The 12,148-nt window shown below is 51.9% G+C and carries 11 protein-coding genes; 10 read left to right on the top strand and 1 reads right to left on the bottom strand.

Features of this window, described 5'->3' with window-relative positions:
* Positions 1-340 precede the first annotated feature (340 nt).
* The 4 genes from AGR1_RS16160 (at position 341) to AGR1_RS16145 (ending at position 3,694) form a co-directional block, all read left to right on the top strand.
* Positions 341-1,264, top strand: coding sequence for an XdhC family protein (locus AGR1_RS16160; protein WP_149147550.1), 924 nt, complete (start codon positions 341-343; stop codon positions 1,262-1,264).
* 35 nt (positions 1,265-1,299) lie between these two features.
* Complete coding sequence (locus AGR1_RS16155; protein ID WP_149147549.1) at positions 1,300-1,932, top strand: nucleotidyltransferase family protein; 633 nt, start codon at positions 1,300-1,302, stop codon at positions 1,930-1,932.
* A gap of 279 nt (positions 1,933-2,211) precedes the next feature.
* Complete coding sequence (locus tag AGR1_RS16150) at positions 2,212-3,018, top strand: sulfite exporter TauE/SafE family protein (RefSeq protein ID WP_149147548.1); 807 nt, start codon at positions 2,212-2,214, stop codon at positions 3,016-3,018.
* A gap of 463 nt (positions 3,019-3,481) precedes the next feature.
* Positions 3,482-3,694, top strand: a complete 213-nt coding sequence (locus tag AGR1_RS16145; protein ID WP_246669681.1) for a hypothetical protein — start codon at positions 3,482-3,484, stop codon at positions 3,692-3,694.
* 313 nt (positions 3,695-4,007) lie between these two features.
* Here AGR1_RS16145 and AGR1_RS29615 read toward each other — a convergent pair whose 3' ends face one another.
* Complete coding sequence (locus AGR1_RS29615) at positions 4,008-4,304, bottom strand: hypothetical protein (RefSeq protein WP_187772203.1); 297 nt, start codon at positions 4,302-4,304, stop codon at positions 4,008-4,010.
* A gap of 1,115 nt (positions 4,305-5,419) precedes the next feature.
* On the opposite strand from AGR1_RS29615, the gene AGR1_RS16130 reads away from it, so the two are divergent.
* From AGR1_RS16130 to AGR1_RS16100, 6 genes are all read left to right on the top strand, one after another.
* Complete coding sequence (locus AGR1_RS16130; protein ID WP_149147546.1) at positions 5,420-6,166, top strand: hypothetical protein; 747 nt, start codon at positions 5,420-5,422, stop codon at positions 6,164-6,166.
* A gap of 804 nt (positions 6,167-6,970) precedes the next feature.
* On the top strand, positions 6,971-7,345 hold the full coding sequence (locus AGR1_RS16125; protein WP_149147545.1) for a hypothetical protein: 375 nt from the start codon (positions 6,971-6,973) through the stop codon (positions 7,343-7,345).
* A 5-nt stretch (positions 7,346-7,350) separates the two neighbouring features.
* Entirely contained in the window at positions 7,351-8,307 is a 957-nt protein-coding gene (locus AGR1_RS16120; protein WP_149147544.1) for a hypothetical protein, read from the top strand.
* Complete coding sequence (locus AGR1_RS16115; RefSeq protein ID WP_149147543.1) at positions 8,304-8,966, top strand: hypothetical protein; 663 nt, start codon at positions 8,304-8,306, stop codon at positions 8,964-8,966. The genes AGR1_RS16120 and AGR1_RS16115 overlap by 4 nt, the downstream gene beginning before the upstream one ends.
* Before the next feature lie 240 nt (positions 8,967-9,206).
* Positions 9,207-10,040, top strand: a complete 834-nt coding sequence (locus AGR1_RS16110) for a macro domain-containing protein (RefSeq protein WP_187772202.1) — start codon at positions 9,207-9,209, stop codon at positions 10,038-10,040.
* Between the two features lie 1,623 nt (positions 10,041-11,663).
* Positions 11,664-12,065 carry a MarR family transcriptional regulator gene (locus AGR1_RS16100; protein WP_080796132.1) on the top strand — a complete coding sequence of 134 codons (402 nt, stop codon included), beginning with the start codon at positions 11,664-11,666 and terminating at the stop codon, positions 12,063-12,065.
* The last annotated feature ends 83 nt before the right edge of the window (positions 12,066-12,148 follow it).

Here is a 12,148-nt window from a genome sequence, read left to right as displayed (position 1 = left end):
CGTATGACTTACGGTATCTCGACGTGCCGTTAGTGGGCGCACGGAATAGTTTGCGTGATGGGTTGACCGAGATTCACCGAAGTTCACGACACTTCACGCGCGTAACGTCGCGCCCGATGCCATCTTTAGCTCAATGTTATGAAATCCGGATGAGAAAGCGCGAGCTGGGGCGCTTGCTCCGTTGAGATGGGCGGCACCGAAGCGGTTCTGTGTCATGCCCGTCGCCGAGGCAGGTGTCACTCGTGACTGGAGAGCATTGGCGGCACTCGAGCGTCTTGGCGAATTACGGTCGCGAAGTGTCCAGACTAACCACGAAAGCCTGCGGCGGAAAGATATGACCATGAGTTTCAAAGAACTCTCGATGATGTCTCGGGAGCCTGTCAAAGTGGAAGTGGCAGACGACGATGCTGAAGTCCTCAAATTTGCTGCGGATGCTTTTCGACAGGGCGGCGCTGCGCTTGCGACCCTTGTGGAAATCAGAGGAGGAGCAGCGAGGGCGATCGGTTCACACGTCGCCATTGCTGCTGATGGAAGATTTTGCGGTTGCGTGTCCGGAGGGTGTGTCGAAGCGGTGGTAGCGGCGGAAGCGCTGTTGGCTATTGCGGAGGGAAAAGATCGGCTCATCGAACTGGGGGCAGGCTCACGCTTCTTCGATATTGCCTTACCTTGTGGCGGAGGAATAACGATTGCTATCCATGTACTGCGGGGTGTATCGCAAATACAGCATGTAGTTCATGCACTCGCGCATAGAAGCCCGGTCGCACTCCGGTACTCATCGCGTGATGCAAGTCTATCCGTTGTATCGCCGCCGAGACGAACGTCATGGGGCAACGGTGAACTTGTGAGAGTATATCGCCCAACGACACGATTGTTGATTTCAGGAAACGGCATGGAGGCCCGTGCTGTGAAAGCGATCGCTGATGCAGCAGGTTTCAATGTCCTATGGAAACCAGAACGAAACTTCGATTTCGCAGAAGCTACAGATGCTCACAGCGCGATCGTTCTTCTCCATCACGATATCGAAAAGGAGATTCCGATCTTTGAGGCCGTACTTCACTCGAATGCCTTTTACATCGGAGCGCTAGGGAGCGAGCGTACCCACCGTGAGCGAACCCGACGTCTTGTAATGACTGGCATGGCCCCACATCAAATTTCTAGGATCAAAGCGCCAATTGGAATCTTTGGCCCTGCGCGCGACGCTAATTCATTGGCACTTTCGATTGTTGCCGACGTCGCCGCAGCGCGCTTAACCTTGGTGCCGTAACTACTAAAACGGATAGCGAGAAAGCGTGAACGTGAATGGGGTGTGAGGCTGGCAGACAACCAAAGGCGGACGTCTCTATTGTCGTCCTGGCGGCCGGCCGAGCGAGCCGAATGGGTCGAGAAGGCCATCACAAACTGCTTGCTGAATTTGATGGGATACCATTGGTCCGACGCTCGGTGATAGTGGGTTTAACAAGTCGAGCGTCGACAATTATAGTTGTATCGGGACATGAGCGAGAAAAGATTGAGGGCGCGATTTATGGGTTGCCGATCAATATCGTTTTCAATCCAAACTTCTCTCAAGGGATGGCTTCCTCACTCGTAGTTGGCTGTTCGCAGGCTTCGGCAAGGGCTTCCCAAGGTGTTCTCGTGATGCTGGCTGATATGCCGGGGCTGACGTCGAATCACCTCGACACACTGATTTCAGCTTTCCTAGCTGAGAAAGGAAGATCGATCGTCCGAGCATTTAGCGGCGAAACACCCGGTAACCCCGTCGTATTACCGCGCTCCCTGCTTTCTAAGGTTATGACCCTTCGTGGAGATGTCGGCGCTCGGGATATTATCAAGGTATCGAAATTACCTGTGCTTGGTGTTGAGATCGGTCCTGCAGCGCTCTTGGATGTCGATACCTTGGACCAAGTTACTGCTGCGGGCGGCTCATTCGTATGATCTAAAAGGATTGGATCAGAGTTGGATTATGAGCGCGGGCAACGTTCGTCGGAGCCCAGGCATCAGCGATTTTTTTGTCTTCGAGCGGTGGGTACTTGTGAACCTAGCCTTGTTGCCTTCTTGATTGGCCAAGGTCGTATCCATTTCACCCCGACCTCGATATTCCAATCTTCAAATAGATGGAGGAACGGCGCTGCCCCAGACCCTCAATGCTTTCTTTGTAGATGCAGGGATACCGCGTCAGGATCATGCAAAGAGATATCGCGGAGAATAAAAGCGATGATTGATCCGACCTCAAAGGATTCATTGAACGATCGGTTAGCAGTATTTTTGGGAGGAGTCGCCATCGGTACTCTCGGGGGGCTGATAGGCCTTGGCGGCGCTGAGTTCCGGCTACCTCTTTTGATCGGACCATTCGGATTTGCGGCATTGGAAGCCGTAATTCTCAACAAGGCGATGAGCTTGGTCGTGGTCGTTTTTGCACTGCCATTTCGAACTGGCACAGTTCCCTTTGACCAGATTGCGGCGCACTGGGAGATCATCGTAAACCTTTTGGCCGGAAGCATTGCGGGTGCCTGGCTCGGCGCGGGTTGGGCAACACGACTGAAGTCTGAGGCGCTCTACAAGGTGATTGCCGTATTGCTGCTCATAATCGCGGCCGTGCTGGTGTCAAGTCACGACATCGTAACAGGTTCTTCACTCGTTACCGGGACTACGCAGATCATTGCGGGCGTGATCGTAGGTCTTGCCATCGGCTTCGTCGCGTCGCTGCTAGGCGTTGCAGGCGGCGAACTACTTATACCGACCTTCGTCCTTGTTTTCGGAGCAGACATTAAGCTCGCCGGAAGTCTCGCGTTGGCGGTGAGCCTGCCGACCATGATCGTTGGCTTTGCTCGCTACAGTCGTGATCAAAGTTTTATCGTTATCAGAAACAACCGGATGTTCTTGCTAGTCATGGGCGTCGGGTCGATTTTGGGCGTGTTCATCGGCGGACAGCTTCTGGGGCTCATTCCTAGCGCTGTGCTTCTACCAAGCCTCGCCTTGGTCATCGTGATCTCTGCGCTAAAGGTATGGCGACACTCGTGAACAACAGCCTGCTGCTTGCAACCAACTGATCGACAGTGGACTTGCGAGAGGAACTTTCACGGTAGCAATTCATCAATCCCGCTCTGTTTGTGACCCCTGACGATAGCGGTGGAGTGAAAATGAAATAGGTCTGCCAATCGAAGCTAGGCAATGCACTACGAGACCTACCGTTGCGCCTCATCGGGTGGTGCGCTCGGAGTGGCAATTACCCCTCGTTCTTTGTGAACTCCGCTTTCTTCAGTTGCGTTAATAAAGCTTCACAGTGTTTCCCGACGTTTAACTACCGGGACGTGCCGCAAAAAGTCAAAATGACTCGTATTCCGCGGTTCGTAAGTGGGGTTGCCATCATGCATCTGCGTATTGATTGGCAGAGTCCAGACAGCCGTATAACCACCATCAACGAAAGGGGTTTGTCATGAGGAAACTGCTCGCTGTCGCCATCGCGTGTTTTTCGGTTGATGGCATGGTTACACAAGCGAAAGCCAATCTTGAACCAATTCCGGGTAGCATCACTTATGGCGGTCAGCCAAACAGTTTGCTCACCAGGTCACCAATTGGGAGTACATTCTCTCACAGCTTTTTCGACAATATGCACAGAGAAGTGCATGAGACTTATAGGATAAATGCCGACCGAACACTGGAAATAAGAAACCGGCGCTATCGCAACAACAATTAGCCAGAGACAAAAGTGAGTTGCAATCTCGTCTGTGATCTGGAAAAGCCAGATCGCTATTTTAGAAGATAATAATTTATCACTGAAGATGCTGAAATCACCGTTCATAAGGCGCGATTGCAACCGCTGGATGGAAGACTGATCGTACGATGGCCTTCGTCGCTCCATGACGAACAAGATCGCCGTGGGGGGACGATCGTGCGGTGTTATGGATCAGTTGCCATGTTCCATAATACCTCGATTGTGTCCGGTCTTTTTGTGATGGGGTTCACAGAGGCTGACTTTCGTGAGATGAGGCGATACCTGCGCGAGCGTTTCACTTTTCCAAATTGGATGATTTGAAGTTCGCGAAAACTCCCGCTCGCACCTTCATCATCTCGTCTTTGATTATTGGAAGGAAATCATCGGAGCGCGCTGTATCAATGGTTCTCTGATTTTCCAGCATTAAAGCGGCCCGCAACGCCTCGTTAATTGCTTTCCGATGCCCGACGCCTCCTACGAACGCATCCCAGGCTGGTGGCATTTCGGTGTTTGGTGGCAGGCTTGCTTCGTTGACAACGTATTCACGCGCGACCCGCCGAAGGCTGAGTTCCACCTGATCGGTAGTGGGCACTTTGCGCTCGAGGATCGCGCGGACGAAATCATTCCCCTAATCCAGGGCTTCCTTGGCCGCATTTTGGGCAATAACCTTCACTTCGGATAATGAGATAAACAGGGCTAGCACGTCTGGCGCTGTTTTTTTGTTGGGGGGCAACTCGCTATTGATGTTTGATGTTGGTCATGTTTTCTGCCGTTGCACTTATTGCATGACCGACGCAGGTTGGGTCGGGCGCTTCGATCAAAAGTGCAGGTGATGCGTGTTGCTACTACAGCGCAGGGTTATGGCCAATAGCGGTCGGGAGACGCTCGTACAGATAGTCTCAAAAGCGACTAGGTGACTATGCTTTAAGCCAGATTACGGACCCGATGCACGCCAGTTCGACCGGGCAAACAAAAAATGCAAAGCGGAGAAGCGACACCCGGTCGTGCCGCTACCCAGACAACGGTTAACTCTCAAGCCACTGGCTCCCCCTTGACCTCAACTCAAGTTGAGGTTGTACGAATTTCGAGATGGTCGCCTTGATTTCAAGGGCACCACTTCAGAGGGGGGCGTCTTGGTCACATATTTTCGCTATTGGAAACCCCAATATCCCTGGGGAACATGTCTTATTGCAGCCGTCGTTTTGCAGTTGCTCGGTACTGGATTCCTGGCGTTCGTCTTTTGTCTGCTGGATGCGCTCGCGGCAAAACCAACGATAATTCTTGGTCAGTTTGTACCATGCCTAGTGGGGAGCGTCACCGGCTTTCATTTTGTGGCTTTTCGTCGTCCAGCTACGGACGGTCAACTTTACCTTATGGCGACATCGTTCTTGGCATTTGGGACACTTTACTGGCTGGTGTCGTATCCATTTGCCAGACCTTTTGCTAGCAAGATTGATTTCCGGGTTTGGACTGGGTGTGGTTGTTGCAGGAGCTTTCCAATGTCACTTTCTGGAAAATCCGGCAGTTCCCCGCGTCCGATAACCTCTTCGTCCACTTTGGGCGGATACGATTGAGAAAGATACGGGCTGAACCGGGACGCCCTCAAGGAGGTATACGGGGGGGGAGTGTTCAGTGCAACGTTTGCGCGCTTGACCGGCCCGTCCGCCAGCCACCATCATCAATTATCGATGAGCAGTGGAAGACGATATGCGTTTCATTTTTGCTGAACAACTCCTGATAAAGGAGTTTGCGCAAGCCCTAAGTTCCACGCGGAGTGAACTTCAAAGCCTTGTGATGGCACAGCTCGACACCATTGAATTCGAGATATCTCCTGGGCAAGCCGAGCTGAAACACCTTTGTGCCACGCAGAAAGCGATTTGGATATCTGAGATTCGGTCCGCCCTGGCTCGTCTGGTTGGTTCTTTATTACTAAACGTCATCCCGGCCTGCATCGCTTTTTTGTCTGTCCTGTTGTTCCGCGAGCGCATTGCAGGATATGCCGCGTTTGCAGCTTCAGGGATCGCGTCCTGCTGGATGCTGAGTCTTTTTTTGAAGTCTTACCGGGAACTCAGAATAAGCGCGCGCCGCGGGTTTGCGTCGACCTCACCGCATGTTTTTAGGAACCACGGCCGAAGCGTATGGTTTGTCGGTACGCGAGGTCTGTACGTGGCCCTTAATGGTTTTGCACAGTATAAACCCCAGTGCGAGTTCATATCGTTCCCTGAAATCGGAAGCATTGACGTCTCAAGGTTCGACACCGAGACTTTGGTAACACTCTGGTCGACCACACACCATCTGGTTCGAGTGATGATCTTTCCGGGCCCGCCCACCGACAGCATCCCTGGACTGGCTCGCCTCCTTGCCTCGTTTAGTATGACCAGTAATCGAGATCAGCGTTGCGACTGCGCGTCCGATCAGTGTCAGTCATTGGCTCACCACGGCACATTCTCCTGACGGATGTCCCGTCGATGCTGTACTGCGTTTCAAGCGCGTCCATTATAAGGAAAAATTCGACGCGGTGTTCGTGGATGAACCTACCGATCTCGATCAAAGTTGAACGTGGAAACAGTGCTTTGATGGGATTGGCCCACATCGCAAGGGCCATGTCGCTCTGGCCGAATATGAGGACACCGAATACTGATCCGGCCCCGCGCTTTGATAGCCGTAGGTGTTTGACGTAGTTCTCAACATCAAAAGAGTCGGATCGAGTTGGTTGAGAAACCCTATAAGCGTTTCCCGCCCATCCCGCCAGATAAACCCACAGCTTCTCGGCTCGGCTCGCAGCCGATAAGTCGCAGTACATGGCCGCGGAGATATAATCACCCATTTGCACGCTAATGCGCGTTACCGGGAGGCCGAACATGCAAGCGACGAGACCGTGTCCGCCTTCGTGGGCCGCGCGACGTGGAACGTCACTCATTTCTTTTCTTTCATAGGCAAAGCCTGAGCCAGATTTTTGTAGCGAAAGAATTACTGGTCCTGTTACCGCACAATCGTTACCAACATGTTCCCGCTAGCCAGTTCAATTGGGGGAATACGTGGCATCCGGGAACCTCGATTTCTGCCGGGCAGCGCTCGCCTCTTTGAGCCTAGTCGAAATATGGGAAACCGTGTTGATTAACGGCCGCAAACGCCCTTGGGTAGATAGGGAACAGTTGATTTTACTTCTGATCACCGTCAAATATTCAAGCAACAATAAGTTGTTTGCGCCGCTATTTTCTTACGAATGTCAATGTGAACTCCCGAGGATGACACACCATGGATGGAAATACGCTCATTGTTGGTATCAAGCCATTTCTTCACCGTTTTGCGATCGAACGGACCGGTGAGATGGAGATTGAAGGCTCCTATTCCGAGAGTGAAGACATGTGGGTAGTAGCAACTCCAAGCGGCAGCAGACCGCTGATCGACCTTGCTGGATCGCAGGTTGAAGTCCTGACGAAAACTATGACCCAACAAGAAGCTGACGACGAAAAGCGACTCTCCATGCTCGAACTGGCGACCAAGAGTGACGGCGTGCAAGAATCTGATGATCGCGCCGCCTCTCCGGCGATGTCCCTCGAGCTCGCTACGAAGACCCATGCGCAGATGGAAAGCGATGACACGAGAGCCTCCGAAAAGCTCTTGGTCTAAGTTCGATGACGTTTCTCATTGTAACGAACCGACGCGACCTCACGACTGACTACATTGTCCGCGAGCTCAAGCGCCGCGAGCTGCCGTATCTGCGTCTCAATACCGAGAGTATTGCCGAAGCCCATGTTACCATAAACCCTCTCGAAGGCTCTTTCACGCTTCGACTTCGGGAAAGGACACAGCGGCTCGAGAATGTCCTCGCGGCTTATTTCCGGCGACCGGAAGAACCATCCAAACCACGTGCGGATATCACGCCGCATGACTGGGAATATGCGGCAGGAGAGTGGAACGGCCTTTTGAAATCCATCTATGTCTTCGTCGGAAAGAGGTGGTTTTCCCATCCAGCCTACATCATGCTCGCCGAGGACAAACCTCGTCAGCTTATCGCGGCGGTCAGGATTGGCTTCAGGATACCCGAGGGCGTTATTACCAACGATTTCGTAGAGGTCGATCGCCTCATGAAATCCGGGCCGGTGGTGGGCAAACCCCTGAAGACGTCGATTGTTTCCGAGGAAGGTCCAGGCAGCATAGTCTTCACTTCCGCTTTGGCAGGAATTCTGCCTGAAGACGCGCCGGCGATTTCTCTATGTCCCGCCATCTATCAACGCGAGATAATCAAAGACGCCGACATACGTGTCACCGTGGTGGGAAGCCTTGTCTTCGCGGTCGCGATCCACTCGCAGGTGACGGAGGTGTCGCGCGTCGATTGGCGACGTGGCTCCAATCCCGAACTGTTACACGAAGCCATCACGCTACCCGCGCCGATAAAGGACAAATGCGTCGCGCTGGTCGAGGAACTGAACCTTCGGTTCGGCGCTATTGACCTGATCCGCGACATCAACGGCGAATACTGGTTCCTCGAGTGCAACCCGAACGGCCAATGGGCCTGGATCGAAAACCGAACCGGCGTTCGTATATCGGCGGCTATTGTCGATGAACTCGAAGAGATCGCCAAAAAATGAAGGATTTCGCCGATCTCCTATGGCCGCGTATACTGCGGCTCACCGCGGCGCAGATCGACGCGCGAAACAAGGAAGACGACCAAGACGTCGCGGCCATACGCGCTGCGGACTGGAGCCAGGACAGCGAGCTCGCACTTGAAGAAGCAAGAGGCTTGGCGGCTGCTGAAAAGGAGCGTCGGGCCGGGGCCGAAAGCAAGGCCTCCATCTATCTTGCCGCCGTCGCGGCAGTTGTACCTATCGCGCTACCGATCTGCACTGCCTTTTACGGTGAGACGTTCGTCAAACTCCCTCTCCCACTTCAGTTCGTGACGCTCTTGCTGTTCTTTGCCACTACCGCCTATCTCATCGGCGCGGCGTGGTGGGCGTTTAGGACCTTTCGTGTTTCGGTGCATCACAGGATAGACGCGGTCGAGTACGCGAGAATTTGGTCCGAGAAAGGCCAGAGTGCGCGGTTGATAGCCGAACTTTTCATCGTTACGAGACTAAACCGGCATATGGTCAATTGGAAGACGACATGTGTCCGCCAGGCACACGAATTTCTGCTTCGTGTCCTGATTTCCTTCACGGCCCTCTTCATGCTGGTGGTTTCGTGGCAACCGGTCCTCACCTTGTGGAGATTTTCGAAGAATTACGTGGCGCGGCTTCTGGAGGCTTGCTGATGCCCGTAACATGACTGCTTTCTCATACAGAAGTGCTTGGCGGGTTGCTTGACGCAACCGGCGTCAGATCGTTGGGGCAGGTATCCCCATTAATTAGGTGTTCAGAAATCGCCGTTGTTTGCTCGCTCCTTCTTGGAAGTGAAAATTCGCAAGGGTTGACAAAAAAATACTGCAACCATTGAGTTAGTGATGTGCGGTAAGCTTTTTTACTCGATTCGGTTTAAACGTTGGGCAAGGTTGATGAAAGTCGGTTTTTTCGACAAACGACTATTTAAGATTTTTCTTCAGATTACGTCTGTTGTCAGCGCCTCCCTGTCGACATTGCTTCTTTTCGTGGATTTGCCTGACGAATATAAAGCACTCTCGCTCGCGGCGTTCGCGTTCTTACTGCTCGCGGCTTACGTCAGTGTCTGGATTTGGTCTAATCAACTCAATCACGTCGAGATCAAAATTGATGGCACGAGTGTTGCCATTAAGGTCGGGGATATCTTTCTGCAGCCCGGTCTCAAAGCGATAGCATTCAACGAGTATTTCGACACGCAGGTGGATAATAGGATCATCAGCGAGAAATCATTGAACGGGCTCTTTGTGAAATCCCACCTGAAAATTCCGGTTGAGGAATTGGATCAGAAAATTGCGAGCTTCGTGTTCGAGGAAGATGAGGTCCTGGGGGCAACAGAAAAAATGCGGCAGGGAAAAAACATAAAGTATCGTTTAGGTACAATCTATGTTTACGACGATTATCTACTGACAGCAATGTCAAAGTTTGATGAAAGTAATCGTGCCGTACTAACTATGCCGGAGTACTTGGAGTTTCTCGTCCGGTTTTGGGATCAGGTGAATAAAGTCTACGCTCAGCAAAGCGTCTCCACCCCGATATTTGGATCAGGTATTACTCGTATCAAGGGTCACAAAAACATTAGTGACGAAGATTTACTTAAAATAATGCTATGGACATTTCGCATTAGTGAAATGCGATTCAAGTATCCAGCGAATTTATCGATAATAATACACAAGGATAAGATCGATCAAATCAATCTTCTGGACATGAAGCTCCTTAACAATGGCGTGTAATATGTGTCAAAGGATCGATGTAAGTTGATTAACCCTCGGATGAGGAGGTTGTAAATCTTGAATAGGACAGGTACGTACTTTGCTTTCGATGGTTTGGGGCAAGCAGACCCAACGAAATCCGATTTCCGATACTATGCGACTGTACAAGGTTGGAATAGCGCAGGACATATCGATTTCAAATTTGTGAACAGCCACGACAAAGCAAGCCCCGTCCGAGATTCGAGCAAATTGAGTACGCTTCAAGCAAGCATACGACAGCGCTTGTCAGGCTCGAAGAACATGGTCGTAATCATATCGAGCGACACGCGACGGACTGGGAGTTTACTCTCTTGGGAAATTGAGATGGCTGTGGACGTTTACGAGATACCGCTGATTGTTGCGTACACTGGATATGCTTCTATTCTCGCCCCTGCCGCTCTGTCGGGATTATGGCCAGCGTCTCTTGAAGCACGTATAAATAACGGCTCGGCTCAAGCGATTCACGTACCATTCAAAAAGGACGCGATGTTCGATGCCATGAAGCGATTTACGGTTAACGGCGAGAAACTTTGGGGACCACTGGTTCATTACACGAGGCTCGCCCACGCGAATTGGGGCTACTTGAGTTAGTTGGTTCGTTTTCCAATATTGTCGAGCAATCTGGGGGCGCGAAATTTAGAAGCCGTACCAATGCCCCTGAAGGTCGCCCTTCAGTGACATTGGGGAGCACGTCGATCATCTATGGGATACCGGAGCGACGTTTGGCAGGCCTTAGGCGACTTGGCTACACTCCGGTCAGCTGAAGAGCACATGCTCATTGGGGCGAATAATCAGGCCGAGCCTTCATATGTAGCCGGTCGCAACCACGCTGTAAGGAGTAAGCCTTCCCACCACGTCTCTACCTTTCCACGTTCCGTCCGCGTAGTCGCATTTATGCCACCACTGCCTTCCTTTAAGCCGAACTATTTATTGACGAATGCTTTGCCGACCGTGCGTTTGTTCATAGGCTAGGTTGTTCTCTACCCGCCCTTTGAATTAGAAAAAGCGGAGCTTCAGTGCTTCGCTCCCATCGGGTCGAACCTTGTCCTTAAATGCGGAAATCAGGTGCTTTTGCGTCGCGCAACTACCCGTCTCTTCCGCAACGCTAAGCGTTCTATCAAGAGCTCTTCCCAAGGTTTCACCTTGCCACGCCAAATTCGTCTGTCGTCTTTCTCTATTTTGTACAGTTCGAGGGCCGGCGTAAATATAGCCTCCAGAGCGATGACGGCACGTCACGCTGCAGCCTGAACGTTCGCTTTGCGTGGAATTGCTTTATCAGTGGCAGGAAACAAAACGATGTAGTTAAGTAGAAATATAATAAAAACAAAAAATATCTAGTGGAATATGATGTGAGTTGCTGTTATAAATTGAAATAATGTATCTGATATTGTAATTTCAAGCTTTGTCCGTTGAAAATAGCGCTGCAATATTATGTGTTCTAGCCATCAATCCCATCGACGATCGTTGATTTTCGATTTGCATTTAGCAAAATCAAAAGATGCTAGGGTCGTTTTGGTGACTCCCGGTCAGAATCCGTGACTCCGTACAATAATTTCTCGGGGCGCCTCTTGCGCACAGAAATTTACGGGTATATACCCGAGATAAATGCCAAATGATAGTTGCCATTGCATTCTGTTGCGCAAAGCATCCCGCAAGGTTTCGTCCTATTATGACGAGGCCCTGGCGCCGCTTGGCGTCAATATCGGTCAGTTCAGCCTGTTGCGGAATATCAACCGCACCGCGCCGGTCTCGCTGACCGATCTGGCTACGCGGGTGGAACTGGATCGCTCCACAGTCGGCCGCAACGCCAAGGTGCTGGCTCGTATGGGTCTGGTGGCCATTGGTCACGGCGAGGATCAACGGGAAGCGATGCTGACCGTGACGAGGGAAGGGCATGCGATCCTGAAAGCGGGCTCGCCGCTCTGGGATGGGGTGCAGGATGAAATCGAGGCCCGGCTTGGGCCTGAGAAGACAGCACAATTGCAGGAACTGCTCGCAGCCCTGTAATTTTTTGGGACATAAGCGGGTATCTGCCCGCAATATGGGGTATATACCCGTGAACCATCGGCCGCAGCGGCTGGAAAGGGAAT

Source organism: Agrobacterium sp. B1(2019) (assembly GCF_008274755.1).
Lineage (GTDB): Bacteria > Pseudomonadota > Alphaproteobacteria > Rhizobiales > Rhizobiaceae > Agrobacterium > Agrobacterium salinitolerans.
Note: the sequence above shows the minus strand (reverse complement) of the source record. Positions and strands in the feature narration are given on the sequence as shown.

What these genes read in the sequence shown, in the direction of transcription:
- AGR1_RS16160 (WP_149147550.1), top strand. Translation starts at nt 341, where the DNA reads ATGAGTTTCAAAGAACTCTCGATGATGTCTCGGGAGCCTGTCAAAGTG.
- AGR1_RS16155 (WP_149147549.1), top strand. Translation starts at nt 1,300, where the DNA reads ATGGGGTGTGAGGCTGGCAGACAACCAAAGGCGGACGTCTCTATTGTC.
- AGR1_RS16150 (WP_149147548.1), top strand. Translation starts at nt 2,212, where the DNA reads ATGATTGATCCGACCTCAAAGGATTCATTGAACGATCGGTTAGCAGTA.
- AGR1_RS16145 (WP_246669681.1), top strand. Translation starts at nt 3,482, where the DNA reads ATGGTTACACAAGCGAAAGCCAATCTTGAACCAATTCCGGGTAGCATC.
- AGR1_RS16130 (WP_149147546.1), top strand. Translation starts at nt 5,420, where the DNA reads ATGCGTTTCATTTTTGCTGAACAACTCCTGATAAAGGAGTTTGCGCAA.
- AGR1_RS16125 (WP_149147545.1), top strand. Translation starts at nt 6,971, where the DNA reads ATGGATGGAAATACGCTCATTGTTGGTATCAAGCCATTTCTTCACCGT.
- AGR1_RS16120 (WP_149147544.1), top strand. Translation starts at nt 7,351, where the DNA reads ATGACGTTTCTCATTGTAACGAACCGACGCGACCTCACGACTGACTAC.
- AGR1_RS16115 (WP_149147543.1), top strand. Translation starts at nt 8,304, where the DNA reads ATGAAGGATTTCGCCGATCTCCTATGGCCGCGTATACTGCGGCTCACC.
- AGR1_RS16110 (WP_187772202.1), top strand. Translation starts at nt 9,207, where the DNA reads ATGAAAGTCGGTTTTTTCGACAAACGACTATTTAAGATTTTTCTTCAG.
- AGR1_RS16100 (WP_080796132.1), top strand. Translation starts at nt 11,664, where the DNA reads ATGCCAAATGATAGTTGCCATTGCATTCTGTTGCGCAAAGCATCCCGC.